Source organism: Nostoc sp. (assembly GCF_036917095.1).
In the GTDB taxonomy this organism is placed as follows: Bacteria; Cyanobacteriota; Cyanobacteriia; order Cyanobacteriales; family Nostocaceae; genus Nostoc.
This window is the reverse complement of record NZ_JBALFH010000015.1, coordinates 537718-561991: the sequence shown is the minus strand read 5'-3', so window position 1 is coordinate 561991 and position 24274 is coordinate 537718. Positions and strand designations below refer to the sequence as shown.

The 24274-nt window shown below is 45.5% G+C and carries 27 protein-coding genes and 3 pseudogenes; 12 read left to right on the top strand and 18 right to left on the bottom strand.

All coding sequences use genetic code 11. The annotated features are described in order from the left end of the window. Window positions 1–8: 8 nt before the first annotated feature. The 10 genes from V7L01_RS06540 to V7L01_RS06495 all read right to left on the bottom strand — a co-directional run bounded on the left by V7L01_RS06540 (window position 9) and on the right by V7L01_RS06495 (window position 10575). Window positions 9–245: an RRXRR domain-containing protein gene (locus tag V7L01_RS06540; protein WP_335032979.1), complete on the bottom strand. Its 237-nt coding sequence runs from the start codon at window positions 243–245 to the stop codon at window positions 9–11. Window positions 246–597: 352 nt separating this feature from the next. After that, window positions 598–1650 (bottom strand): aliphatic sulfonate ABC transporter substrate-binding protein, encoded by a 1053-nt coding sequence (locus V7L01_RS06535; RefSeq protein WP_335032977.1) that lies wholly within the window; start codon window positions 1648–1650, stop codon window positions 598–600. A gap of 649 nt (window positions 1651–2299) precedes the next feature. Continuing rightward, a complete protein-coding gene (locus V7L01_RS06530) occupies window positions 2300–3697 on the bottom strand; it encodes an ATP-binding protein (RefSeq protein WP_335032975.1) in 1398 nt (465 codons plus the stop codon). A 106-nt stretch (window positions 3698–3803) separates the two neighbouring features. After that, window positions 3804–5468 carry an FAD-dependent oxidoreductase gene (locus V7L01_RS06525; RefSeq protein ID WP_335032973.1) on the bottom strand — a complete coding sequence of 555 codons (1665 nt, stop codon included), beginning with the start codon at window positions 5466–5468 and terminating at the stop codon, window positions 3804–3806. 64 nt (window positions 5469–5532) lie between these two features. Continuing rightward, on the bottom strand, window positions 5533–5742 hold the full coding sequence (locus tag V7L01_RS06520) for a hypothetical protein (protein WP_335032971.1): 210 nt from the start codon (window positions 5740–5742) through the stop codon (window positions 5533–5535). Window positions 5743–6196: 454 nt separating this feature from the next. After that, window positions 6197–6469, bottom strand: a complete 273-nt coding sequence (locus tag V7L01_RS06515; protein WP_334861970.1) for a hypothetical protein — start codon at window positions 6467–6469, stop codon at window positions 6197–6199. A 384-nt stretch (window positions 6470–6853) separates the two neighbouring features. Further along, window positions 6854–7963: a hybrid sensor histidine kinase/response regulator gene (locus tag V7L01_RS06510; RefSeq protein WP_335032969.1), complete on the bottom strand. Its 1110-nt coding sequence runs from the start codon at window positions 7961–7963 to the stop codon at window positions 6854–6856. A 169-nt stretch (window positions 7964–8132) separates the two neighbouring features. Then, window positions 8133–10139: a sensor histidine kinase gene (locus V7L01_RS06505; RefSeq protein ID WP_335032967.1), complete on the bottom strand. Its 2007-nt coding sequence runs from the start codon at window positions 10137–10139 to the stop codon at window positions 8133–8135. Window positions 10140–10159: 20 nt separating this feature from the next. After that, window positions 10160–10438 carry a hypothetical protein gene (locus tag V7L01_RS06500; protein WP_335032965.1) on the bottom strand — a complete coding sequence of 93 codons (279 nt, stop codon included), beginning with the start codon at window positions 10436–10438 and terminating at the stop codon, window positions 10160–10162. Beyond that, a complete protein-coding gene (locus V7L01_RS06495; protein WP_335033193.1) occupies window positions 10435–10575 on the bottom strand; it encodes a hypothetical protein in 141 nt (46 codons plus the stop codon). The genes V7L01_RS06500 and V7L01_RS06495 overlap by 4 nt, the downstream gene beginning before the upstream one ends. Window positions 10576–11171: 596 nt before the next feature. Between V7L01_RS06495 and V7L01_RS35380 the strand changes: the two genes are divergently transcribed. The 12 genes and pseudogenes from V7L01_RS35380 to V7L01_RS06445 all read left to right on the top strand — a co-directional run bounded on the left by V7L01_RS35380 (window position 11172) and on the right by V7L01_RS06445 (window position 18499). Further along, window positions 11172–11381 carry a hypothetical protein gene (locus V7L01_RS35380; protein WP_442936941.1) on the top strand — a complete coding sequence of 70 codons (210 nt, stop codon included), beginning with the start codon at window positions 11172–11174 and terminating at the stop codon, window positions 11379–11381. Window positions 11382–11405: 24 nt separating this feature from the next. Continuing rightward, the gene (locus V7L01_RS35375) at window positions 11406–11570 is read left to right on the top strand and encodes a LuxR C-terminal-related transcriptional regulator (RefSeq protein WP_442936940.1); all 165 of its coding nucleotides are present in this window, start codon (window positions 11406–11408) and stop codon (window positions 11568–11570) included. Between the two features lie 75 nt (window positions 11571–11645). Continuing rightward, window positions 11646–12185, top strand: a complete 540-nt coding sequence (locus tag V7L01_RS06485; protein ID WP_335032964.1) for a general stress protein — start codon at window positions 11646–11648, stop codon at window positions 12183–12185. 150 nt (window positions 12186–12335) lie between these two features. Continuing rightward, entirely contained in the window at window positions 12336–13649 is a 1314-nt protein-coding gene (locus V7L01_RS06480; RefSeq protein WP_335032962.1) for an NAD(P)/FAD-dependent oxidoreductase, read from the top strand. Between the two features lie 133 nt (window positions 13650–13782). Continuing rightward, window positions 13783–14253: a hypothetical protein gene (locus V7L01_RS06475; protein WP_335032961.1), complete on the top strand. Its 471-nt coding sequence runs from the start codon at window positions 13783–13785 to the stop codon at window positions 14251–14253. A 182-nt stretch (window positions 14254–14435) separates the two neighbouring features. Continuing rightward, on the top strand, window positions 14436–15464 hold the full coding sequence (gnd, locus tag V7L01_RS06470; RefSeq protein ID WP_335032959.1) for a phosphogluconate dehydrogenase (NAD(+)-dependent, decarboxylating): 1029 nt from the start codon (window positions 14436–14438) through the stop codon (window positions 15462–15464). Next, entirely contained in the window at window positions 15461–15592 is a 132-nt protein-coding gene (locus V7L01_RS06465) for a hypothetical protein (RefSeq protein WP_335032957.1), read from the top strand. The genes gnd and V7L01_RS06465 overlap by 4 nt, the downstream gene beginning before the upstream one ends. Then, window positions 15589–16077, top strand: a pseudogene (locus V7L01_RS06460) (hypothetical protein). Before V7L01_RS06465 ends, V7L01_RS06460 begins: the two are co-directional and overlap by 4 nt. 6 nt (window positions 16078–16083) lie before the next feature. Continuing rightward, a pseudogene (locus V7L01_RS35370) lies at window positions 16084–16143 on the top strand (hypothetical protein); the annotation flags it as partial. Window positions 16144–16198: 55 nt separating this feature from the next. Next, complete coding sequence (locus V7L01_RS06455; RefSeq protein ID WP_099102416.1) at window positions 16199–16375, top strand: DUF1427 family protein; 177 nt, start codon at window positions 16199–16201, stop codon at window positions 16373–16375. Window positions 16376–17045: 670 nt separating this feature from the next. Next, window positions 17046–18023, top strand: coding sequence for a dicarboxylate transporter/tellurite-resistance protein TehA (tehA, locus tag V7L01_RS06450; protein WP_335032955.1), 978 nt, complete (start codon window positions 17046–17048; stop codon window positions 18021–18023). Between the two features lie 302 nt (window positions 18024–18325). Then, window positions 18326–18499, top strand: coding sequence for a hypothetical protein (locus tag V7L01_RS06445; protein WP_335032953.1), 174 nt, complete (start codon window positions 18326–18328; stop codon window positions 18497–18499). Window positions 18500–18572: 73 nt separating this feature from the next. Here V7L01_RS06445 and V7L01_RS35365 read toward each other — a convergent pair. From V7L01_RS35365 to V7L01_RS06410, 8 genes and pseudogenes are all read right to left on the bottom strand, one after another. Then, a pseudogene (locus tag V7L01_RS35365) lies at window positions 18573–18735 on the bottom strand (IS982 family transposase); the annotation flags it as partial. A gap of 8 nt (window positions 18736–18743) precedes the next feature. After that, window positions 18744–19691: an L-lactate dehydrogenase gene (locus V7L01_RS06440; RefSeq protein WP_335032951.1), complete on the bottom strand. Its 948-nt coding sequence runs from the start codon at window positions 19689–19691 to the stop codon at window positions 18744–18746. A gap of 75 nt (window positions 19692–19766) precedes the next feature. After that, a complete protein-coding gene (locus V7L01_RS06435; protein WP_335032950.1) occupies window positions 19767–21185 on the bottom strand; it encodes a mercuric reductase in 1419 nt (472 codons plus the stop codon). Window positions 21186–21432: 247 nt separating this feature from the next. Then, window positions 21433–21798, bottom strand: coding sequence for a hypothetical protein (locus V7L01_RS06430; protein WP_335032948.1), 366 nt, complete (start codon window positions 21796–21798; stop codon window positions 21433–21435). Between the two features lie 28 nt (window positions 21799–21826). Further along, the gene (locus V7L01_RS06425; RefSeq protein WP_335032946.1) at window positions 21827–22474 is read right to left on the bottom strand and encodes a cysteine hydrolase; all 648 of its coding nucleotides are present in this window, start codon (window positions 22472–22474) and stop codon (window positions 21827–21829) included. Between the two features lie 218 nt (window positions 22475–22692). Continuing rightward, complete coding sequence (locus V7L01_RS06420) at window positions 22693–23097, bottom strand: DUF302 domain-containing protein (protein ID WP_335032944.1); 405 nt, start codon at window positions 23095–23097, stop codon at window positions 22693–22695. 52 nt (window positions 23098–23149) lie between these two features. Beyond that, a complete protein-coding gene (locus tag V7L01_RS06415; protein WP_335032943.1) occupies window positions 23150–23395 on the bottom strand; it encodes a hypothetical protein in 246 nt (81 codons plus the stop codon). Window positions 23396–23806: 411 nt separating this feature from the next. Next, window positions 23807–24202: a DUF6130 family protein gene (locus V7L01_RS06410; RefSeq protein WP_335032941.1), complete on the bottom strand. Its 396-nt coding sequence runs from the start codon at window positions 24200–24202 to the stop codon at window positions 23807–23809. Window positions 24203–24274: the final 72 nt, after the last annotated feature.

The following is a 24274-nucleotide window of genomic DNA, read 5'->3' as shown; positions in this document are numbered from 1 at the left end:
GACTAAGATTAATACCAATTTTTTTTATCTTTGCTGACAATAGTACTAGTAGTTTTAACACTAGGGTGCATTTTGAAGCCAAGTTGCTCAAGTTTTAGATGAGAAAGAGACTCCTTCAGAATGATAGTAAAGGGATATCGCTGGAATACTGTAGCTTTACCTTGTGACAAGAGCAGCCTAGCACGGCTGATGCGTACAGGATATAACGGCTGTTGGTTGGCATCGAGAATCAATACTTTGGTCATCTATGATATTCCTTACGAATAAAGTTGTTAAGGGACTATCAAAAATCAATCATCCAATCTTGAGCTAACGGATTTCTAACAATTGAAGGAGGCAGGGGGCAGGGGAGAATAATTTAGCTCAGTAAAGGAATTTTTCTAATCCCCATTCTCTAATAAGGGAACTCCAAAAAATGAATTATCTATCCAATTTTTGGAATCAAAACAATTTTTCCTCCCCCAGCTAAGTGCCCCCTATCCTAAAAGCCAATACAGTTCAGTTAAGCTTTTTTCTCTCCCCCTGCCCCCTGCCCCCTGCCTCCTGCCCCCTGCCTCCTGCCCCCTGCCTCCTGCCCCCTGCCCCCTGCCTCCTGCCCTACTTCGCCGTGGGACAGATAGTTGCAGCAACATCTACCCTTTTCGGTAAAATCTTTTGCTCCAGCATCCAGTCAGCCGTTTTCTGAATTTTGGCAACATCATCAGCATTAGGTGTGGCAAGTAGCTGTGGGCCTTGATTTTCAGTTACCTGCTTGGCTACGGCTGGGGAAATTTTGATGTCCTTGACCAGAAATTCCGCTGATTTTGCCGTATTTGCATTCAACCAATCGTATTCCTCGCTTAAACCGCTAAAAGCTGCTTTTACAGCCTCTGGAGATTTAGCCGCAGCCTCATTACGCACAAGCATTACACTGTAGGTTGGCGCTGGATGGGTTGTGGTGATTCTCCTAGCACCATGCTCTAATTCGGCAACTGAGATATATGGTTCCCAAACTGCCCAAGCGTCCACAGTTCCTTGATAGAGAGCAGGCGCAGCATCAGTTGGAGCTAAGAAGACACGCTGAACTTTCTCTTTAGGAATGTTCTCTTTTTCCAATACTTTTAATAACAGATACTCGCCTGCACCAGCCTGATTTACAGCAACTTTTTTACCTAATAAGTCAGCAGGCTTACGGATAGGAGAGTCACCACGGACTACGATCGCACTGGCCAATGATTCAGGTCTGGGACGCTGGACAGCCCCAATGCAAAGCTCCTGACCGGCAGCAATCGCTGACAATCCAGGAATGTCCCCACACCCGCCTATATCGGCTTGATTGGCACTAATTGCTTGGAGTAAAGTAGCACATCTGTCAAATGGGCCAGCCCATTCAGCTTTGATATTCTGAGCCGCAAGCTTCTTTTCTAACACTCCTCGTTGACGTGCAATTGGTACTACACCTCCTTTTTGGTATCCCAAACGAATCAAACTGCTTTTCTCTTGAGTCTGGTTACTGACATTTTGGGCAGTGGTATTAGTATTTGCAGAGTTAGTTGCAGCGCAGCCAGAAATCGCCAAACCTAGCCAGGAACTAGCAACCAATAAGGCACTGAGGGATTTGACTGAGGGTTGTGGCAATAAAAATAAGAACTTTTTGAACTGATTCAACAACTTTTTTATTACTCCTTTTATAAAAGAAAAGATAAGAATGAGATAAAGGGAAACTCCAGCACTCTTGTCTTTACTGCTGATGAGGGATTTTCAAGGAATAAATCATTCAATCTTGTAGGATTCCCTCACAATCAGTAGTTGGATATTTTTTATTGGAAAGTCTCTTAGCTGTGATATTGGTTTCTTTAAATACGGTAAATCGGTCGGATAACCGTTGAATTAACTACAAGCAGAAATTATCACATCCAATTTTAAAAAGCAAGCCGATTGTTGTACTTTTGGGTGGGAGCAACGCAAAAAGGTGGAATTGTTTATATCATCTAGATGTGTATCGTTCGTCTAGAATGACAAAAAGCAAGGAAAAGCTTTACTCAGGCCTTCCCAAGAATTGGTTAATCGCACACAAGACTAGGTACTGCTATCAATGATGCTGGAATCGCTACTTCACCCAACGTCAAAGGCGTTGCGATCGCTGTATTCAAATGATTCATTAGACTTGTTGCAGAAGTGGGAGAAAGGGAAAGGGGAAGGTGGGGTCCCCTCTGGGGATAAGGGGCGGGGGTAAAGGGAAAAGGGATGGAATTTCCCCTTTACCTTTAACCTTTCCCCTTTCCCCAACATCTTGGCATTTGTTACTTTTACAAGATGTCTATTGATTTGATAAGGGCAAGCAAATGGTAAAACGAGTTCTGCCTGGGTGCGACTCAAATGAGAGCGTACCGTGATGGCGATTTTCTACAATCCGGCGAACGGTTTCCAAACCGAGTCCTGAACCATGCCCTACTGATTTGGTGGTGAAGAAAGGTTCAAAAATGCGGGTTTGAATTTCAGGTGGAATTCCACTGCCAGAATCGACGATCTCAATATGGGCATAGCGATCGCAATGCCCAGTTGTAATTTCCAGCAATCCCTTACCATCCATTGCATCAATAGCGTTATCAATTAAGTTCGTCCACACCTGATTGAGTTCGCTGCCATAGGCAAGGGTTTTCGGAATATGTCGATCGTAATTGCGTTGCACTTGGACGCCGCACTTGAGTTTATGAACAAATAATCGTAAGGTATCTTCCAAGCCTTCATGTATATTTACTTCTTGCTGAACGCCTCGATCGAGGTAAGTATAAGACTTCATCGCTTGCACAAGTTCAGAAATCCTCTCGGCTCCTCGCAAACCATGTTTAATCATCGATATGACTTCAAAGGAGAGCGATAGCCAGTGCAATCCGATTTCTCGCATTTCTGTCTTGTCGTTGCGCCAGCGTTCCATGAGATTTTCTAGGGTTTCGACCTCAACACCGCCTTCCGCTAAAGGTTCCGCTAATTTCCATGCTTGGTTCACACCATAATCTTCTAACCATTCCAGCAACACGGTTTCGCGATCGCTTAGTGTCACAGGATCTAGGCGATTATTCAAAATTGCATCATAGCCATCATCGCGTAGCTTCAACCATTGTTGAGTATGCGCTTCCTCTACATTGCGTTGCCCATAAACTAAGTTCATTCGTTGTAACTCTAGGATGGCGGCTGGCATTTCTCCTAAAGTCCGAACGAGGGCTGCGGCTGGGTTGTTGAGTTCATGAGCTAAACCGGCGGCAAGTGTCCCTAAAGCTGCCATCTTTTCCCGCCCACGAATGAAAGACTCTAGCCCCCGGACACGACGTTGCATAATCCGGAAGACCATCCGTTCAAAATCACGACATTCATGCAGCAGTTTACGGAAATCTTCTCCCTTCAGCTGATAAATGTGGCAATTTATCAATGCCCGCATTGTCACAGGTGCAGGTTCATCTGTGAGTACTGGAATTTCACCAAAAAAGGATGGGGCTTCGTGTTGCCCTATGGGAATTTCAACTCCTTCACTGCGGCGGGTGATGTTGATTTTACCTTTGACTAAGATAAATAAACGACATACAGGGTCTCCCTCATGGGACAACACTTCTCCGGCAGAAAGTTCAACTGTTTGAGCGCGATCGCACACCCACTGCAATCGCTCTTTGGGAAGCTGTTGAAATGGGTCTAAGTTGATTAATTCTTCAACACACAACATCAGTGAACCTCCTTGAGGGGGCAGGGGGGCAGGGGGGCAGGGGGGCAGGGGAGACGGTTTGCAGATTTTACTTAAACAGCTTGCAGCTTAGTATTCGCTGCTTCAGCTAAACATTACTCAGGTAACGGTGAACGAATTGAATGGCGATGGAACCTTCACCCACACCGGACGCTACCCGCTTAATTGACCCGTGTCGCACATCTCCGGCGGCAAAGATGCCAGGAACGCTGGCTTCTAATAAGAAAGGAGAACGTTCCAAATGCCAGCCTTGGGGAGATTTGCCATTATCCATCAAGTCTGGCCCTGTGATGATAAAGCCCTGAGCATCGCGTTGAATAAGACCATCGAGCCAATCAGTTTTGGGGCTAGCACCGATGAAAATAAATAGCGATCGCGCTGGCACGGTTTCGGTTTGTCCAGTCTGGGCATTGGCGATCGCTATTGCTTCTAAATGTTCCTCTCCCTTGACTTCGACAACGCTGCAACCTGTGCAAACTTTGATATTTTCAGTAGCCGCAATTTGGTCAATCAAGTATTGGGACATACTCGATGAGAGCGACTCACCTCGCACCAACATAATCACTTTGCTGGCATATTTAGAAAAGTGCATTGCTGCCTGTCCGGCAGAGTTTGCCCCGCCTACCAAGTAAACCTCTTCATTTTTACAGGCGATCGCCTCAGTCATGGCAGCACCGTAGTAAATTCCTGCCCCTGTCAGCTTCTGTGCTCCTGGCACATTTAGCCAGCGATAGGAAACGCCGGTTGCAACTAAAAGTGCATGGCAACTAATCTCGCTGCCATCCGCCAATTGCAAAACCCGATAAGTATCTTGCAGCCTAACCCCAGTTACTATTTGAGGTGTGAGAATCTCCACGCCAAATCGCCGCGCCTGAGTGACTCCCCGCCTTGCCAAATCGTTGCCACTCAAGCCAACAGGAAACCCCAGATAGTTCTCAATGCGTGAACTCGTGCCTGCTTGTCCTCCTGGTGCTTCACGCTCAATTAAGACAGTACTCAATCCCTCTGAAGCGCCATAAACGGCTGCTGCCAGTCCGGCAGGGCCACCACCCACGATCGCCAAATCATAGAAGGGGCGCTCTGCGTGAGTTTGCAGTCCAATTTTGGCGGCAATCTCTAAATTCGATGGTTGAATTAACCGGGAACCGTCGGGAAACAGCACCAAGGGCAATTTTTGTCTGCCATCAGCTTGTGCGTATTCCACCAGTTTTGCGGCATCTTGCTCTAGTTCAATATCTAACCACTTGTATGGAACCTGGTTACGCGCCAGGAAGTCTTTCACCTGATGGGAAAAAGGCGACCAGCGATTACCAATGACTCGAATCCCTTCAAAAGGTGGGCGGAATCCAGCTAGCCAATCTTCTAGCAAATCATCTAAAACCGGATAGAGCTTCTCTTCTGGTGGATTCCAGGGCTTGAGTAAGTAATAATCAAGTTTGGCAGTATTAATTGACTTAATGGCAGCATCTGTATCTGCATACGCCGTCAGCAAAGCGCGTTTCGCATCGGGAAAGATGCGTTTTGCCTGTTCGATAAACTCCACACCACCCATTTGGGGCATTCTTTGATCCACCAAAAATAGGGCAACTGCTTCATTACGCAATTTTAGTTGCTGTACCGCATCCAGAGCGGCAATACCGGAATCTGCCCGGATAATGCGGAAGCGATCGCCATACTGATGCCGTAAGTCTCGTGACACTGCTTGCAGAACCTCTGGATCGTCATCGACGGTTAAAATTGCTGGTTTTGCCATAACTACTGTTACTCAACAATTGCAGTGCCTAGCCGTTATCTTTAATAATCTGTCGTTAAAATATCTACTGCTCAACCAATTGCTTTAAACGAAAGTATGCCTCTTCTGGTGTCAGCGCTTCTGATTGACTTTCATTAGGTATATAAAATATCCAAGTATCAGGAAAGTAATGCACCACAAAGCTTGGAATCAAACCCAAGCTTACTGCTTGCTTTCCGAGTTTTTCAGCTTGTTCCTCTAAACTCAGTTGGTCATGAAATAGGTTTTCAGCCATACTTTTTCATCTCCCTGCACTTGATTTATTTGACCCCGGAAGAAGGTTCAACACCAGCATTGCATGAATCAGCTTTAGCTGATTCCCCATGTTCCAGAATTAGCTTGAGAATATTTTGGTAGTACACCTAAATAATTTCAAATATGCTTTTGTAGAAAATTATAAAACTATTTTGGTCATTCTTAAGTACAGAAAATTCTCGCTCCTTACGTTGGCGCAGCCCGCCGTAGGCATCGCCCCCGATTTGTTCAGCAAGCTACTAAAGAGCCTTGAACCTGTGATATCATGTCCGGCTAAAAACTTATTATTTAGAGCGCAGGGGGCAGGGGGAAAGAGGCTTTTCCGATTTTTGCACAGATCCGGTAATCATAAGTGATTCACCGGACTTGATATGACTATTGTCAAAAAGCGGTCATCTGGGAATTACCAAAAAAATAAATGACTCCCTAGCTAACTAAGAGACTTTCGGTTGCTGCCATAAGATGAGTTTCAATTCAGAGCAGTTGCAAGCCCCATTGCTAATTTCTCCTTCGTGGTCAGCTAGCCAATCATAAATTTGTGCAGCTTTTGCTAATGCCACTTTTTCTGAACGATAAAGCCGAGGAGTAGGGCAGTAGGCTTGGCCATTGATATGTATAGCTGCAATCTGCCAATAGTCGCTGTCTTCACCCTCTGGTACAACGTCTAAAAATCCGCTATTGTAAGACTCGATTATTCCTATGTTCATCTGTAATTATCAAACTTTGTAACGTTGGCCACAACAAAGGCGATGCCAGCCAATTCTTGCAAGTCAAAGCTGGAATCACGAGGGAATACAGTAGCAACCCCTGCTAATGATTTTGGGTTCGTAGTCAATGGAAATCTGAATTATTGGTCACTTTTTGGCTTTATTCTGTTATTGGCAGCAATAATGGCAAAAGAAATAGGTACAAACTAGTAGTCTGGCAAGTCAACTTTGCATGGTGGTTAGCAGAGGGGCAGAGGGGCAGAGGGGAAAGAACTTGGTATTTGCCTCTCCTCTGCTCCCCTGCTCCCCTGCTCCCCTGCTCCCCTGCTCCCCTGCACAAGCGCCGACCTCCACCTAGCAATTTTGGGTTGGCGAACTACTAGGCTAAATTTTTTCGCTCTCCCTGGTATCAGAGTGCGGTAGTTTAACAGTGAAGATTGACCCACAACCCACCTGACTATCCACAGCAATTTCTCCTCTGTGGAGTTCTGCGGCTCGTTTGGCGATCGCCAACCCCAATCCTGTCCCTTGCAGCTTACCCACATTTCTACCACGCTGAAATGGCTCAAACAGATGCTCTATATCTTCTGGTAAAATGCCAATCCCCCGATCCTGGACTTCAAAATAAATGGCTTCATCTGTACTATAAAGCCGGAGCAGAATCGGATTGCCATCGGGTGAATACTTGATGGCATTGCTGATGAGATTATTCAGGAGATGCCAAAGCAGTTTTTGATCCACACTGGCGTGTATCTGGTCGGGGTTGTGAGAAAAAGCGATCGTGTGTCGTCTCTGTGGGTTCCATTGCCAGGGTTCAAGTAATGCGCGGCAGAACTCCACAATCTCAACGATTTCACAATTAAATAAAGCTGTGTTATGGGTTGTTTCTCCCATCATTAACACGTCTTCAATTAATTGATTCATCCTCTGAGTTGAAGATTGGATGCGCCCAAGTAATTGCTGCTTTTTTGTTTCATCTATTGGATAATTACTATCTCCCAACATGGCGGTTGCGATCTGGATGGCAGCCAGGGGATTACGGAGTTCGTGGGAGAGGATAGAAAGATAATCAGAGGAGTGATTTGTGCCAGCGATAATGGCGTTTTTTGCTTCTATTTCTGCATGATGTCGAGCCAGAGCAATTTCAATGTTTGCTTGTAAAGTACTCTGTTTAAACGGTTTCAGGATATAGCCAAAAGGATAGGTGTGCTTTGCCCGCTCAAGGGTTGGGGCATCGACATAAGCTGTGAGATAGATAACTGGAATGTGGAAGCGATCGCGCACCTGTTCGGCGACAGCAATACCATCCTGTTCTCCCTTAAGTACAATATCGACTAAGATTAAATCGGGCTGAACTTCAGCAATTTCCTTTAAGGCAGTTTCTGCACTCGCCGCAATGCCAACAACATGGTATCCTAACTTCTGAAGAGACCCTTCAATTTCTCTAGCAACTAAAATTTCATCTTCTACAACAAATATCCTTGTGTCTGCCATAAGTTTTGTCCGCTAGACACTCTTTAAGGTGACTTTGACTTGAAGACACCAAGGAAATCACGAGTTAAAAAGCTCTACATATTAATATTAGTAAAACTGCATCATAAAATAATTATAGAAAAAAAGAGCAAGTTATTATTTTAATTTAAGAAATATTTTTATAAATTGGCTAAAATCGCTTCCCATACTCCAAAGCTGAGAAAGTCAAGCGAAATAGGGTGCCATTGCTGCGTTCTAGCTCTAATTTCCCCTCAAGTTGCAGAGTCAGGTCGTAGGCAATCTTCAGTCCTAAAGATTTTAGCTTTTTGAGGTTCAAGGATTCTGGGATACCAACCCCACTGTCTTGAATCGTCAGAATATATTGAGAGTGAGCTTGAGGTGGCGTTTTTTTGGGGGGCGGTGCATCCTGGAATGTGGATGAAGTGGAAACGTTAGGCAGCTGCGACTCTGGTGGCAATACTTCTTCTAGGGTGATGTAGATTTCTCCTTTGCGCTCATCGGGAAAGCCATGCTTAATGGCATTGGTAATCAGTTCATTGAGCAACAACCCACAGGGCATTGCCGTTTCTAGATTGAAAACAACGGGTTGCAGGCGAAAGTGCAGGTTGATTTGATTTGGGTGAATGCTACAGAATGCTAAAATACTGCTGGCTAAACGCCGGATGTAGTCATGGAAGTTGCTCCGTCCAACGTCGCCGTGTTGGTAGAGGGTTTCGTGAATCAGCGACATGGCTTGTAGACGATGGCGCGTTTCTTCTAACGCCTCGGAAACGGCTGGATGGTTCGTTGCTTCGGTTTGTAACCACAGCATTGAGGAGATTACTTGCAGATTATTTTTGACTCGGTGGTGAATTTCTTTGAGCAAAACTTCTTTTTGGGCTAACTGATTTTCTAGTTGCCTGTAGAGGCTGGCTTTTTGAATGGCAATGCCGATTTGTAACCCCAATTGTTTGAGTAAATTGATTTCATATGGTTGCCATTGGCGGGGTGTATGACAATTATGGACAATCAGCAGTCCCCAAATTTGGTTGGCTTGCAGAATCGCCACCGCTAGGTTTGCCCGCACCTGCATTTGAGACAGAGATTCGGCATAACAGGGAAGGATGTCTGCGGATTGTGTATCATTGCAGATAGTGATGTAACCTTGACGATAGCGTTCTGCCCAGTCTTGATTGAAACAGGGATCTGCGATAGTTTGTCCGCAGAGAGACAACTCAGGTTGGGAAATAGCTTCTAGTTGAATGAAAACGTTGTAATCGCTATCAAAGCGACAGACAAGAATGCGATCGCACTGCAAAAATTGCCGAATCTGCTCCAAGCAAGTTTCTAGAACTTCTTCTATTTGAATAGATTGATTAATGGTTTGGGCGATGGTTGCTAAGAGTTGGTCTGCTTCGGCTTGACGTTGCAAGCGCAGTTCTGCTTGTTTGCGTTCGCGAAGTGCAGCTTGCTGTTCGCTCACATCCCGTGCATTGGCGAGAATGACTGCTTGACCATTCCAGATGATGGGGCTGAGTGTGACTTCTGAGACAAAGAGCGTGCCATCACTGGGTTTTCTGCTCTTCCATTCAAAGTGAACCGTCTCGCCAGCGATCGCTCTCTTCCAATAGTCTGGGAGAAGGTGGAAGGGAGCATCCGGTGCAGAGTAGTCATCGACAATCGAGAGTTTTAGCACCTGTTCTCGATCTAGCTTATGGTGTTCCAGCACACGATTATTGACATCCAGCAGAGTCCCATCCACGTCATGCACGAAAAGCATACTGTTAACATTGTTGAAGATGCTACGCAGGTTCTGCTCAGAAATTTGCAAGGCGGCTTTGCGATTGATGATATCCTCCGCAAGTCCAGCAATCTGGTAAATCTCGCCTTGGGGGTTGCAAATCGGGAAAGAGCGATCGCTAATCCCCATGTGAGCCGCTTTTTGAGCCAGTTGCAGTCTCGTTTCGCTTTCCTGGATTTGACGCAGGGCTATATCATCAACAGCGCTCTTTTGTCTCATACGCTCCCACATTACACCCAGGAAGCCCGCGATCGCGATGCCCAGGAAACACAGTCCCAGTCGCAACAGATTCTCGAAGTTGTCGGTAGTGGTGAATGAAACAAGCGCAACCAGAGAGCAAAAAACGATCTTGGCTGTAGACAGAACAGCTACCAGCAAACCTAGTTTTAACATCATAGTTAGCTCCTGAAGTTTACTCAAAGCTTCCTACAAGTGGGTAATCCCCAGTCCCCTACATTTTGAAACAGATTTTCAACACTGCGCCCTTCTCGGTATAATTGTGTGACAACTGCTGCGGTAACAGTGGGAGTTGGAAGCATTGTAAAAATGACGATTTCATTCTCACCGTTGCGATCTGGTTTTTTTAGTTTCAAAACAACTCGCCTGATCGGCAAGGATTTTCCGGCATCGCTCAAACTAACATTTGTTTCCACCCCGTTTAATTTATCGTAAACAGCCGTGCGGCTAACATTCACAACTTCTGCTTTTGGCTTTGCACTGCTTCTTCAATCCCTGCAAGATTTGTGAGCTTTTCTTTTGACGTATCTTCGTACAATATTTTAGCGTAGGCGTAGCCCGCCGTAGGCATCGCATCCAAGAAATCTTCGACCAACTTACATTTGAGCAGGTAATTTCTGTCTCTTCTTATAACTTTATCCTGGAAGCTTTATTCTATGCAGCTTCATATTAAATTGGTATAAGGTATTGAACTTTAGTATTAATTTAGATTCCAACCTTAGTTGGAGCCAACTTTACATTGATATATGGACTGATTCATCAATCATTGTATTGTACAAAAGTTTCAACTTTGAGTGGACGACAAGTTAGAGTTAATTGCATATATTTAATTCAGGCAAATATTGAGAGTAATTTAGTTGCAATATTTCAGTTTCCTTGACACAAGGAGAGTAAGAAGAGGGTTGTATGCTCAACGCCGATCCTGAACATACAGTATCAGTGAGCTTTGACTGTGACCTGATATTTCCCAATTCCTGCCTGATATATCTAAAAAAGTGTACATTGCTCGCATCAATGTTCGCGTTTTGGTAACAGCACGATCGGCTTTACGTCATCGTCAGATCAATTGTGTTATTGATTCTTATTCATGGTCTTCTGGCAACAGAATAATTTCTCAGTATTTCAAACAGTTTAGATCATCTACTAATTGAGGTCAGTAATCTCAATCAATATTTCGTTGAGGATAATTTTATGACACGTATGCCATTACTAGTTGAAGATGATTTTGAGTATTCCAAAGTTCCAACTCAGAGTAACTTTTTTAGAAAGTCTCCTATTAATCATGCACTTACTGCTGTCGCCCAAGAGGTCGCTAGATTGCTTCAACACGCAAATCCTGTTCAAGCTGATGGCAGCAACCACGCTGAAACAATTGCAATTCGAGCCATAGAACCGGAATAAAGCCAAATTCTTACTATTGAACCGTTGACTGAGCGCGAGTTAGAGGTATTGCAACTGATTGTTGACGGGCACAGCAATGATGGAATCGCCCAAAATTTGTACATCAGTACGGGTACGGTGAAAACCCATGTTCGCAATATTTTGAAGAAGCTCTGTGCGAGAGGCTACGCCAACGCACTCAGGCAGTAATCCGGGCGCTTCAATTAGGTCTTGTTCACTAAAAAGATAATGCTGTTTAATTCTCACTTATAAAGAGTCAAATCTATGTCAGATAAACACGAAACTGTGAAAGTTTTTCCATCCCATGTTGAAGCAGAAGCCGCCGTATTAGAACTGCAAAAAGCGGGCTTCGATATGCAAAAGATTTCGATCATCGGTAAAGACTATCAAACCACTGAGCATATCCGTGGCTTTCTTACCTGGAAAGATACGGCTAAAGCTGGAGCCGGAGAAGCAGGTTATTGGGGCAGCTTTTTTGGTGGACTATTTGGCATTCTCACAGGGGTTGGTTTGCTGTTTATTCCAGGAGTCGGCCCTGTAATTGTAGCTGGACACGTTGCCGGAGTGCTGGCAGGTTGGCTTGAAGGTATGGTTGTGGGGGGTGTAGGAGCTGCTGTTGCAGGGGGGCTGGCAGGTGCCCTTGTAGGATTGGGTATTCCCAAAGAGCAAGCCCTGAAGTACGAAACAGAAATCAAAGCTGGCAAGTTTATGGTGATTGTTTCAGGAACAGATGAGGAAATCTATCGAGCGCAACAGATTCTAACTAGGGTAAATCCTAAAGCTGCTCAAGAAGTTGTTGTTTAAATTAACAGCAGCCACACCTTGTAATGTCATATTTTATTTCTGACCTCATCTCTTAATTATGCCGCCCCTAAAGCTCTGATCGTTCCAGAGTTCTGAAACCCCACGAAAGCTTCAAGGTTTAGCTCAACTTAGCGATACTGCTTTACTAAAATGAATTCTTCTCGCCCTACAGTGATTGTCGGAGCAGGCTTCGCAGGTCTTTTTACAGCCTTGCATCTGCGTCATCAACAAGACTTGCGCTCGATCGTTTTGATCGATCCACAAGAACGGTTTGTCTTCAAGCCAATGTTGTATGAACTATTGACAGGTGAATTGTCAGAAGATACCGTTTGTCCGACTTATAAAGAGTTGCTGCAAGGCAGTGATATCAACTTTGTACAGGACAAAGTAGTGGCGATCGACCTGCAAGAAAAACATCTTAAGTTAGCTTCTGGCTCAGATTATATCTACGATCGTCTGGTCTTAGCTGTTGGCAGTATTCAGGGTTATTTAGGAACAGAGGGCGCACAAAAAAACGCATTCGCATTTCGGACACAAGAGAATGCGATCGCTCTGGAACGCCAGTTAAGAGAATGTTTGCAACGTGCTAGCCAAACGGATGACGAAATACAACGGCGATCGCTCCTCACCTTTGCTGTCGTTGGGGCAGGCCCGACAGGGGTAGAAATGGCGGCAACCCTGGCAGATTTGTTACCCGACTGGTACGCCCAACTCGGCGGCGATATTCGTCAGATTCGCATTGTCTTAATCAATCATGGCAAGACGATTCTCGCAGGCGATGTCAACGCGGGTTTGCAGTCAGAGGCTCTCCACGCTTTCAGAACTCGAAAAGTACCTGTTGAGTTGATATTAGGCGTAGGGGTGAAAGCGGTTGCTCAAGACCACCTGGAGTATCAACTTGCCAACAGCACTGAGATAAAAACCCTGTTGACTCAAACCACTATCTGGACAGCCGGGACTGCCGTGAACCCACTCATCCAAAATCTCAAGTCCCAAATTCCCGCAGATCGCCTGGATAAGCATGGGCTACCACTCGTCACCTCAACTCTGCAACTGCTGGATTTTCCAGAAGTGTTTGCCGCAGGCGATTGCGCGGACGTGCAGCCACAAACCTTACCGGCTCTAGCGCAGGTGGCATATCAGCAAGGTGCGAGTATTGCCCACAATTTGATTGCCCTTGCTAAAGGAGCATCCCCTAGCCCAGCCCATGTGAATCTTCGGGGTACGCTAATGAAATTGGGTTTAGGAAATGGGGTAGCAAACTTGTTTCACAAAGTGCAGATAACTGGCAAACCTGGCGATCTAATTCGCAGTGCAACGTATTTGGAAATGCTGCCCACCCCACTGCATGACTTTAAGGCAACCACAGAATGGCTGAAGGAAGAAACTTTCCATCGCTATCACAGACCCAAGATGAAGCCAGAAACCACCGCAAAACAGCCTCTTTCTTCGGTTGAACAATGAGAGCGATCGCTCATCCAGCTGTGTATGCTACTGGATTAGAGTGGACAACCTCCTCATCGCCGCCAAGCGAAAACTTTTTACCGCATTCCATGTAAAGCCGTGCTTTATGACGGCGTTTCTACCCATTTTTCTGATGAAGACACGAACAACAAAACGATTGATTGGTGGAATCTTAACGATTGGCATGATGGGACTGCTACACTCGCAGCCTCTCTTCGCGCTTACAATCAGCCAAGCTCAACCAAATTCCTCTCAAGACTATGTACTTCCCTACCGGGGCAGTTGGACGGGAACCTTCCGTACTGTCGGTTCTCAGGGGCAGATACTCGTATTTATCGATCCTGCCGGCAAACTGTACGGAAGTTTGAAGTCTAATGATGGTGAGAACTTTGCTCAAATTAGCGGTTCCCATCGCGGAAGTAAGTTTCATCTGGTTTTCACCCCTCCACCCAGCAGCCTTAACCAGTTTGGCACCGCTAGTCCTTACACCGTTGATGCAACCGCAAAGTGGGAGCAAGGGGTGAGTCGATTTGTCATCTCAGCCCCAACTAGAACGGGTCACTCACAATTATATACATTTGAGAAATCAATCGATAATCGATAAAACAATACATCGAACGGAGTTGCGATCTTCCTCTGGCGAGGTTTAAGCCCATCGCCTCCCTTTTGCACAGGTGATGTACTTGAGCAGAAAGGATGAAATATTGCTGTTCTGTTAATGAACCAGAATCTTATCTCTAATTAGAACCGACTCTATGCAAACGAGAATTACATTGGAGAAAAATTATGCAGATGGGAGTGATTGGTCTGGGACGTATGGGTGCGAACATTGTTCGGCGACTGCTGCAAAACAACCATGAATGTGTGGTGTTCAATCGCACACCTGACAAAGTGAAACTGCTTGCATCAGAAGGGGCGATCGGCACTTACAGCTTGGATGATTTTGTCCAGAAGCTCGATAAACCTCGTGCGATTTGGTTGATGGTGCCAGCCGGAGAACCAACCGAGCAGATGGTGAAGGAACTGGCTGCAAAACTGGATTCCGGCGACATCTTAATTGATGGCGGCAACTCTTACTACATTGACGATATTCGACGGGCAAATGATCTGATGCAAAAGGGCATTCACTACCTAGATGTGGGAACCAGTGGCGGAGTGTGGGGTTTGGAGCGTGGTTATTGCATGATGATTGGTGGATCTGAGATGGTGGTTCAGTATCTCGATCCCATTTTTAAATCATTAGCTCCCGGACGGGGTGATATTCCGCGTACTGCTGGACGGGAAAAGGTGGGCGGTACGGCTGAAGAAGGCTATCTGCACTGCGGAGCGAATGGGGCGGGGCATTTTGTCAAGATGGTGCATAATGGCATCGAATATGGCTTGATGGCAGCCTACGCAGAAGGATTGAATATCTTGCATCACGCCAATGTGGGTAAGCAAAACCGTGTGGCTAATGCTGAAACGACCCCCCTCCGCAATCCTGAACACTATCAGTATGACTTTAATCTGCCTGATGTTGCCGAAGTTTGGCGACGGGGCAGTGTAATTGCCTCCTGGCTACTGGATCTAACTGCGATCGCCCTCCTGGAACAACCAGACCTATCAGGCTTTGGGGGGCGCGTGTCTGATTCAGGCGAAGGACGATGGACGATCGCAGCCGCCATTGACGAAGGCACTCCTGTCCCTGTACTCAGCGCAGCCCTGTATCAACGGTTTAGCTCACGCGGCGAAAATGATTTTGCGGATAAGCTGTTGTCTGCCATGCGTTTCCAGTTTGGCGGACACGTAGAACAACAGGCGGAAATAAAATCATGACGATCGCCACTGCACCTCAGTCTCAAGTTGAAAGCTCGGTTCATCCAGCTGAACCTTTTGCGATCGTCATCTTTGGTGCTGCCGGAGATTTAACCAAGCGTCTGCTGATCCCTACCTTTATAACTTGAAACGCAGTAATTTACTGCCACAGAAGTTTGCGATCGTTGGGATTGCTCACACTCCCATGAGCCAAGACGACTTTCGCAGCCAACTCAATCGGGATATCCACGAATTCGCAACGGTTGCGGTTGACGATCGCCTCTGGCAGCAGATCGAGCAGCGATCGTACTATCTTCAAGGTGAATTTCAGAATGCTAAGACATACCAGCAACTACAAGATTTGTTAACTCAAGTAGATCGCGAATGCGGCACTCAAGGAAATTAATTATTCTATCTAGCAACTTCCTCTAACTTCTTTTGCGACATCATCGCGCAACTCGGTTCGGCTGGAATGGTTAAGGAAGAAGACGAACAATGGCGGTGCGTCATTATTGAAAAACCATTTGGACGCCATCTAAATTCTGCTCGCACCCTAAATGAAAATATCAGTCGCGTACTGAAGGAAAGCCAAATTTACCGTATCGATCGCTACCTGGGCAAAGAAACTGTCTAGAATATTATGGTGTTTCGCTTTGGGAATGGACTGTTTGAGCCTATCTGGAATCGTAATAATATCGACTACGTGCAGATTACTATGGCGGAAACGGTGGGAGTTGAAAGCAGGGGCAATTGTAATGGATTTCAAACAAGCAGGTTTATCTCTATTAGGTGGCTGGATTATCGGTGTGGTGTTTATGGCGACAAAGCTACCCGCACCTGTTCCTCCACTTATGGGGTTAATTGGAGCAGCCGGTGTACTGCTCGGTGGTTATTGCTACGAAATTATTGCCAGACTTCTGATGAAACAATAACTATGGTGCAAAAGCAAGCTCAGTTCGTAACGACATCCTAAGCTAATCGTCATTCATTTTTCTAGAATGATTCGCTCGTAGTAAGGGCTTCAGCCCTGCTTTTATGCAACTTAAATGCTGATTAGCTTACGAAGAGGAAAAATTCGCCAATGCAGTCGAACAGTTTATTTTAGGAAGCAATGCCGCAGACATCCGCAAAAAGCGTCTTCGATCAACGCTTTAGCGCTGCAATGAATGAAACAGTCTGTCTATGCTGTTCTAGTAGTCTGCCAAGGTAACTTTGCGTGGTGGCAAGCTCTTGGGCAGAGGTGCGGAGGGGCAAGGGGGAAAGAACTTGTACAAATCTCTCCTCTGCTCCCCTGCTCCCTTGCACAAGCGCCGACCTCCACCCAGCAATTTTGGGGAAAGCGAACTACTAGTTTACTCCTGCGGCACATTCGTCACCATCAAACGATTTTACCTTTTCTTAGTGCCATTCTGCACTGACCTAATTTGTCTATCAAGACTGTTTTGATAAGTTTGCGATCGAAATCGATCAAAACAGCTAAAAATTGGGTTTGTTGTCTCTATTACAAACCAAATCCTCACCTTGAAGCAATCTTCCCTACCCCAATATGCCTGATTTTTTTCATCGCTTGCATCTCTCTACTGCTGCCAGGAAAGCTAGATCATGAGAAAATCCCGTCCAAAGTCTACCCTATTGAAAAATTATCGTGCCATCATTCCTGCTTCCTTTTTTGGCATGATTCTGGGTTTGGCAGGATTAGGTAGTTGCTGGCGAGTAGCTGCTAAACTTTGGCACTTGCCTACCTGGATTAGCGAAGCAATTATGTTGCTGACAATTGCAATCTGGCTCGTGTTGTTGCTGCTTTATGTGGGTAAATGGCTGTGGGCGAGAGCAGATGCCTTAGCTGAATTTGAGCATCCTATTTTGTGTTGCTTTATCAGCTTAGTGCCTGTGTCTACGATGTTTGTGGCGCTAGCGATCGCACCCTACTCTCGTGCGATCGCCATCACATTATTTGTCGTCGGTACAATTGGTCAGTTAAGCTTTGGCGTGTATCGTTCCGGTCAGCTATGGATGGGAGGACGTAAGCCAGAAATAATTACACCCATTCTCTACCTCTCTACAGTCGCGGGTAGTTTTGTCAGTACGATCGTTGCTAGTACCCTCGGTTATCGAGAATGGGGCCCGTTGTTTTTTGGAGGAGGGCTGTTTTCGTGGCTAGCACTGGAGTCGATGATTATGCAGCGCCTCTACTTGTTAGAAGCGTTGCCTAAACCACTACGTCCAACGCTGGGCATTCAACTTGCCCCCCCTGCTGTTGGCTGTGTTGCTTATTTGAGTCTCACCAGTGGTCAGCCCGATGCCTTTGCTCAGTTCCTCTTCGGCTATGGACTGTTTCAAGGGCTGATTTTACTGCGGCTGCTACCGTGGTTATTTCAACAACCCTTTACAGCTACCTACTGGGCATTCACCCTCGGCATTGCCGCCTTGTCGCTGGCATCCTTGCGCCTTGTTGAACGCGGCATGACTGGAGTGATGCAAGAATTGGCACTACTGCTATTCATAAGCGCAAATATTGCGATCGGTAGTATTGCTCTAGGGACAGTGCGGCTCTTGCTGCGGGGCAAATTACTAACCTAACGATCATTCATTTTTCCAGAACATATTGGGAGTAGAACTTATGGCTGCAACAACTAAGCCAAATAACGCTAAATCGTTCGTTTACTCAACTTGAATTGATATTCCTGTAGAAATGCGATCGCAACTAGATAACCCAAGTTGCGGGTTATAAAATTCTGAATACTTCGTGACTATTGATTGAAACAAATGCACATGAAAAACTAGCGGTGGCGTTATGGGCGACCGGAAATTAGAATCAAGCTAAGTACAGTTTTGCGTAAAAGCGTAGCGTTTCCAATGCAGAGGAAGCCAACGCATTAACAATGCAAGCCGACGCATTAACAATGCAAGCCGACGCATTAACAATGCAAGCCAACGCATTAACAATGCAAGCCGACGCATTAACAATGCAAGCCAACGCATTAACAATGCAAGCCAACGCATTAACAATGCAAGTCGGCGCATTCATTGCCATTGCAGGGTATTGTCAAATTTAATTCGCTACGAATTAAGGAAGTGCTGTACTAAGATCAGAGCATTAAATCATTTTAATATATTAAAGTAAACTGATTAAATAAATGCTTTTTGGAGAGTAAATGCCAAAATAAATGCTTGAAGTTTCAGTAAAAAACTTGGCAAACTACAAGCATGAATCGATTTAGGTAAATCACTTGTTATCTCACTAAAAACCGTTTCGGATGGAATGCCGAGTATGTTGTTTAATAGGGTTCCAATTTGATTTTAATTATGCAAAGAATTATAGGCTTCATTGAGTTTGTTGGCTGATTCTTCTAATAAGTGTTGTTCATGAGCATTTCTTGATAACAGCAGTTGGCGCTCAATACCTGTTGAGCCAATGATACATGGAAGTCCAAAAACAACTTCACTGCCAACTCCATAGTTAGAATCTGCTCTGGCCGATACTGGAAATATCTGCTTTTCATCTCGCAGGATAGTATCAACTAACTGACAAACTACTGTTGATATACCATAGCTTGTATTTCCTTTGCGTTCAAAAATGTTATAGCCTCGTTTACGAGTTAACTGTGCGTACTCTTGCTGAATTTGTTCTAGCGTTGCTCCTTGTGGTATGGGAAATTCAGTTAACAAAATTCCCCCAATAAATGCACTAGACCAAACGACAAATTCACTGTCTCCATGCTCTCCAATCACATAAGCATGAACGTCTTGTTTTGCAACACTCAGTCGCTTTCCAAGTTGATATCTCAGTCTAGCAGTATCAAGAACAGTTCCCGAACCGAAAATTAGGTTTTCTGCTCTGGTGGAAGTAGCGATCGCAATCCGCGTTAGTACATCCACTGGATTGCTAATGATAATTACGATTGAGTTCGGTGCAACTCGATCCAATTCTTTGATTGTCGAACGTATAATCTCTGCATTGTCGCTCAATGTATCTAATCGGGTCTGTCCTTGTTTCGGCTGCACCCCAGCAGTCACAACAATGATATCTGAATCAGCTAAATCTTCATACTGGTTTGATGGTATAATTTCCATCTCTTTAAGTAGGGGAATGCTGTCTTCAATGTCCCATACTTGTCCTTCAGCTTTTGATAAGGTTCGGTCAAAAAGGACAACCCTTACACATCTACCGAGTAAAACTAAAGCATTTGCAACGTCTGCACCTACATTACCTGCACCAATAATACCGACTTTAGATGTTTTACTCATGATGCTATATCTACTTTTTTCAAGAGTGAAATGTCGTTTGTTTGGTAAATCCTTGGGTCTGCAATTGCTGTCTTTTTACAACTTGGAAAACAATATATTTAACCCTTCGGTCATCGTGGGATGAGTCAAAATACCATCGCGCAGAACGGTGTAGGGCATCTGAGCTTGCATCACCATCTGCACTGTTGAAATCACTTCACCTGCTTCATGACACAACAGGGAACACCCTAAAATACGACCTGTATCTGCATCCACGATCGCCTTTAGCAGTCCATCGGTTTGACCAAGCGTTTTCGCTCTAGGAACGGCTGACGCATCGATCTTCGCCACGCGGATAGCATATCCTTGTTGCTGTGCTTCAGTTTCAGTCAAACCTACATGAGCCAGTTCTGGATCGATGAATAGACACGATGGAACCAATCGATCGCCTGTACTGCGTTGGCGTAGCCTCTCCAAAGGAGAATCGCCCCCATCAATTAAATTAGCTTTGATAATGCGATAATCATCGAGCGATATATGAGTGTATTGCGGGCCGCCGTTGATGTCGCCTAACGCCCAAATTCCGGGTACATTTGTCTCTAAGCGATCGTTAACTTGAATAAATCCGCGTGTATTAGTTGCCACACCAGCAGCAGCTAAATTTAAGCTCTCGATATTGGGCGCACGACCAACGGCGACGAGCAAATGCGACCCTTTGAGGGTGATTTCACGATCGCCAACTTGGATTTGCAAGATGGTGTCATTACCAGTGCAATCGATCCTTAACACCTTCGCCTTCAGCAAGAATTCAATACCATCTTGTTCTAGCAGTGTTTGAACTGCGATCGCTATATCTGGATCTTGCTGTGACAGGATTTGCTCACTTTGCCCAATGACAGTAACCCTAGAGCCAAAGCGCCGAAACATCTGGGCAAACTCTAAACCAATATAGCTACTACCGAGAACGATCAAGTGTTCAGGCAAATATTCTAGCTCCATAATCGACTCACTCGTTAAAAACTCAACTTCTGTGAGTCCGGGAATGGATGGAATTAACGGTCGTGTGCCTGTATTAATAAATAACCGTTCGGCGGTAAGTAAGCGATTGTTCCCCTCAGTCGTCGTTACTTCAATTGTTTTGGGAGCAACAAAGCGGGCTGTACCAATGATCAGTTCGTGACCCAAAGCAGTTTCTAAATTGTGCAAGTTCATTTCACGCATCCCTTGCACAACCGATCGTTTTCGTTGGATCACCTCTGCTAAATTAACGCTGGGTGTATTGGTTTTAACCCCATAAGCGGCACTTTTTCGCACTGTGTTTGCGACATTGGCACTCGCCACCATAGTTTTAGTAGGAATGCAGGCAATATTAATGCACCCGCCACCAATCATATTTAAGCTGCGTTCAACCAGAGCGGTTTTACGTCCGTCAGCAACCAACGCCGGCGCAAGTGTTTTACCCGCTTTGCCGCCGCCGATAATAATGTCGTCATAGTGTTGAGTGTCCAATTCCATATCCTTTGGGTTTGATCGGGTGAGTACGATTGATCTCTAGAAGGTGTTATAAATTTCAGAAAAAACTGGCTGACTAAGAGGGTTTTAGCGATAACGTATTTGCCCTAGTACTGTGTCAATAAATAATTGATGGATAAATTTCCTGTAGAGACGGCGATTTATCGCGTCTCTTTAACCGTCAAAATGAATTATGACAGACCACTAGCTGGGTTGACAAAAAGTGCATCATAACATCCGCGCTTAGGATTCAACTTTTTCTACAAGCTTGCTTCATCAAGATACGGTTGTTTTTATACACCTCTAAAGTTCCAGACTGCGGGTTATCCAACGTGCCATCCCACACCCAATATTCATAAATTCCACTCCGAAACTTATACACTCGAACACCTTCTGTCGCTTGCTTAGTTCCTTTGCCCAAATTTAAATTACCGTTGGGACTGGTCGCGCGATAGAGCAATTCACCGGAATTATAATTCTGCCAAATATTGATGTTGTACCGACCCTGGCATTTTGTACTCAGGATGAGGCCAGCAGTAGAATCAGCAGAAGCTGGTAAGGAAAAATTAGCTAAGATACTGATTGACAGAGCCAGGAGTAACGCGGATGTTTTCATGAGTGTTGTAAGATTAATGAGTTTGACATTACTGCATTGCTGCAACAACTTCATCTGTAGAAAGAACTGCATTGGCGATATACCCAAAGTTGATCAGTGCTGCCTTGTAGCCGTCGCCCAATTTCGGATGCCGAGGAGCTGCTGTTGCATCCTTAACGACAAGAACCTCAAATCCCTGTTCGAGCAATTCGCGTAGGTGAGCTTCAACACAAAGATTCGCCAACATTCCGAGTAGAATGACTTTGCTGATGTTGCGTTTACGTAGTTGCAAAACGAGATCGTTGGTTTGCGGCCCATAGACTTTGTGAGGACTGGCCACAATCGTCTTCCCATCCTCAATGAAGGGCTTGTAGCGATCGAGCCAGTCAGCACCCGATCCCAAGAATCCATCGAGGCTCAACGCGCCACGGCGATCGAACTCCTTAACCTCAAGCATCATTTGCTCTAGGTTGCCGGCAAATTTCCAATTATGATCGGTGGGGTAGTAATAGTGAGGGGAGATAAAAACCTCAAATTCATTCTGCTTTGCGGCTTTGAAGATTCGCTCAATGTTCTCGACGGTGTTGTTATCTTTAACACTCTCACCCACCAAATCCCAGGAAACCCCTTTTTCGCTCAAGACATCGTTTTGCGGATCGATGACGACTATTGCGGTGTCATTCTTGTTGATGTGCATGGTTTTTCTGCTTGCTTGTTGATTTTCACTGTTCTCTTTCTTAAAAACCACCCGCGATATGCAGCGTTTTCCCAGTGATTCAGAATCAGAATATCTTGGTTGCTAGAGCGATCGCGGTGGGCGAATTATCGGTCAGTAGACCTATTTCAGACTTTGACACCACTGCCTAAATGCTGTTTCAAAAACGCCAAGGTGCGATCGCGTGCTAATTCTGCAACTTATTGGCGATCGGCGGAACTAAGTGCTTGATAGATTAAAGGTGCAATGATAGCGATATTTTTCACCAACTCATCGGAGAGAGAAAATCGCTGTTTTAAGTAATTAGGATCGTTGTAACTCACCCACACCTTGCCGTCAGTCGCTTCCCATGCCAGTACTTTCAGGGGTAAATCCAGGGCGATCGTTGGTTCTGCCACCATGAGAGAAGTTCCGGCTTTCGGGTTGCCAAACAGCAACAACTGTGTAGGAGGTAGGCTAAGTCCGACTTTTTCGGCTTCAGCCTGTTGATCGATGCGGGCAAAAACGGTGATGCCTTTTGCTTGAAGGATGGCTGCAAAGCGATCGATAGTTTCGGTCACTGCATACGGGCTGATCTGGCTGATGATGCCGTTGTTTGCATTCATAGCAGTGGACTTTTTGTAGGATAAAAACTGGGTGATATGACCGTTGGGCTTTTCAAAAATTGAGGTCTGACAATCCGGGACGATCGTCAGGACGACGATTTAGTAGTCTGCCAAGGAAACTTTGCATGGTGGTTAGCAGAGGGGCAGAGGGGCAGAGGGGAAAGAACTTGGTATTTGCCTCTCCTCTGCTCCCCTGCTCCCCTGCACAAGCGCCGACCTCCACCCAGCAATTTTGGGGAAAGCGAACTACTAGTATCCAGTGGTATTTGCGTTCGCGTAGCGTCTCCTTTCCAAGCATCCTCTGCAATTCGGACTTTTTGGATAGCGGATTCATTATCAAAAGGCGGCAGGGGTAGTCGAGAATTTTCGGGGTTGTTCATAGTATGTAAGCGGTAGAATCGCGATTCTCGTTCCGAGAGGCAACTCTTGGAGACGCTTTGCGTAGCTTGCTTTCACGCAGTGGTACACCAACGTCTCAACATGGTTAAATTAAAATTACAGCAGGTTTCAAGTTGGTGGAGTACACAAACTAAGTCCCAAAGCTAGATATGAACCCTGTTTTACTTCTGGATTCTGAATTCTGCTGTAAGTGCGTGCCGACCGAATTACCTCAAAAGCAGTTTAATACAGAATCAATGACTACCACCCGCGATGTGCAGCATTTCCCCAGATGCCCCCGTCAAAACTGTGATTTTTCCCTCTAGTTTTTTCATGATGATTTCTTAGGATCGGGCAGCGTGAACTCTACAGTTTCGCTAGTGATTACTTTGTGCGTGGGGTCAGCTAGTTCGATCAGCACCTTGTGTACGCCAGGTTCTAGTCCGACCAGGATGATCGTTTCCCCACTGGCATCGACAAAGTGCCACGGCGCGTCGTCAACGGTGATGTGGATATGACCGATGCGCGGCGATACTTCGAGGGCACCTTTGCCGAACACTGGCAACACGCGCAAATTCTCCGTCCGGTACTGGATGAAGACACGTCCCTGTGCCAGTGGTTCGGGAAGCGGTGGATCGACAATCAGCTTGGGTGGTGCTTCGTTTTCAATCGCAATCAACGGTGACGATCCAATAATGTCCCTAGCGCTCGGTGTGTGGCTGTTCATAGCAGGTAATTACCTGAGAGTAGTTTGTATTACGATCGAATGGCACTAAGATAAGCCGAAAGTCTTGTTTTA

Bases quoted from the DNA above. Each gene is read 5' to 3' on its own strand.
- V7L01_RS06540 (WP_335032979.1), bottom strand. From the start codon at position 245: ATGACCAAAGTATTGATTCTCGATGCCAACCAACAGCCGTTATATCCT.
- V7L01_RS06530 (WP_335032975.1), bottom strand. From the start codon at position 3,697: ATGTTGTGTGTTGAAGAATTAATCAACTTAGACCCATTTCAACAGCTT.
- V7L01_RS06525 (WP_335032973.1), bottom strand. From the start codon at position 5,468: ATGGCAAAACCAGCAATTTTAACCGTCGATGACGATCCAGAGGTTCTG.
- V7L01_RS06520 (WP_335032971.1), bottom strand. From the start codon at position 5,742: ATGGCTGAAAACCTATTTCATGACCAACTGAGTTTAGAGGAACAAGCT.
- V7L01_RS06515 (WP_334861970.1), bottom strand. From the start codon at position 6,469: ATGAACATAGGAATAATCGAGTCTTACAATAGCGGATTTTTAGACGTT.
- V7L01_RS06510 (WP_335032969.1), bottom strand. From the start codon at position 7,963: ATGGCAGACACAAGGATATTTGTTGTAGAAGATGAAATTTTAGTTGCT.
- V7L01_RS06505 (WP_335032967.1), bottom strand. From the start codon at position 10,139: ATGATGTTAAAACTAGGTTTGCTGGTAGCTGTTCTGTCTACAGCCAAG.
- V7L01_RS35380 (WP_442936941.1), top strand. From the start codon at position 11,172: ATGACACGTATGCCATTACTAGTTGAAGATGATTTTGAGTATTCCAAA.
- V7L01_RS06485 (WP_335032964.1), top strand. From the start codon at position 11,646: ATGTCAGATAAACACGAAACTGTGAAAGTTTTTCCATCCCATGTTGAA.
- V7L01_RS06480 (WP_335032962.1), top strand. From the start codon at position 12,336: ATGAATTCTTCTCGCCCTACAGTGATTGTCGGAGCAGGCTTCGCAGGT.
- V7L01_RS06475 (WP_335032961.1), top strand. From the start codon at position 13,783: ATGAAGACACGAACAACAAAACGATTGATTGGTGGAATCTTAACGATT.
- gnd (WP_335032959.1), top strand. From the start codon at position 14,436: ATGCAGATGGGAGTGATTGGTCTGGGACGTATGGGTGCGAACATTGTT.
- V7L01_RS06465 (WP_335032957.1), top strand. From the start codon at position 15,461: ATGACGATCGCCACTGCACCTCAGTCTCAAGTTGAAAGCTCGGTTCAT.
- V7L01_RS06455 (WP_099102416.1), top strand. From the start codon at position 16,199: ATGGATTTCAAACAAGCAGGTTTATCTCTATTAGGTGGCTGGATTATC.
- tehA (WP_335032955.1), top strand. From the start codon at position 17,046: ATGAGAAAATCCCGTCCAAAGTCTACCCTATTGAAAAATTATCGTGCC.
- V7L01_RS06445 (WP_335032953.1), top strand. From the start codon at position 18,326: ATGCAAGCCGACGCATTAACAATGCAAGCCGACGCATTAACAATGCAA.
- V7L01_RS06440 (WP_335032951.1), bottom strand. From the start codon at position 19,691: ATGAGTAAAACATCTAAAGTCGGTATTATTGGTGCAGGTAATGTAGGT.
- V7L01_RS06435 (WP_335032950.1), bottom strand. From the start codon at position 21,185: ATGGAATTGGACACTCAACACTATGACGACATTATTATCGGCGGCGGC.
- V7L01_RS06430 (WP_335032948.1), bottom strand. From the start codon at position 21,798: ATGAAAACATCCGCGTTACTCCTGGCTCTGTCAATCAGTATCTTAGCT.
- V7L01_RS06425 (WP_335032946.1), bottom strand. From the start codon at position 22,474: ATGCACATCAACAAGAATGACACCGCAATAGTCGTCATCGATCCGCAA.
- V7L01_RS06420 (WP_335032944.1), bottom strand. From the start codon at position 23,097: ATGAATGCAAACAACGGCATCATCAGCCAGATCAGCCCGTATGCAGTG.
- V7L01_RS06415 (WP_335032943.1), bottom strand. From the start codon at position 23,395: ATGCTTGGAAAGGAGACGCTACGCGAACGCAAATACCACTGGATACTA.
- V7L01_RS06410 (WP_335032941.1), bottom strand. From the start codon at position 24,202: ATGAACAGCCACACACCGAGCGCTAGGGACATTATTGGATCGTCACCG.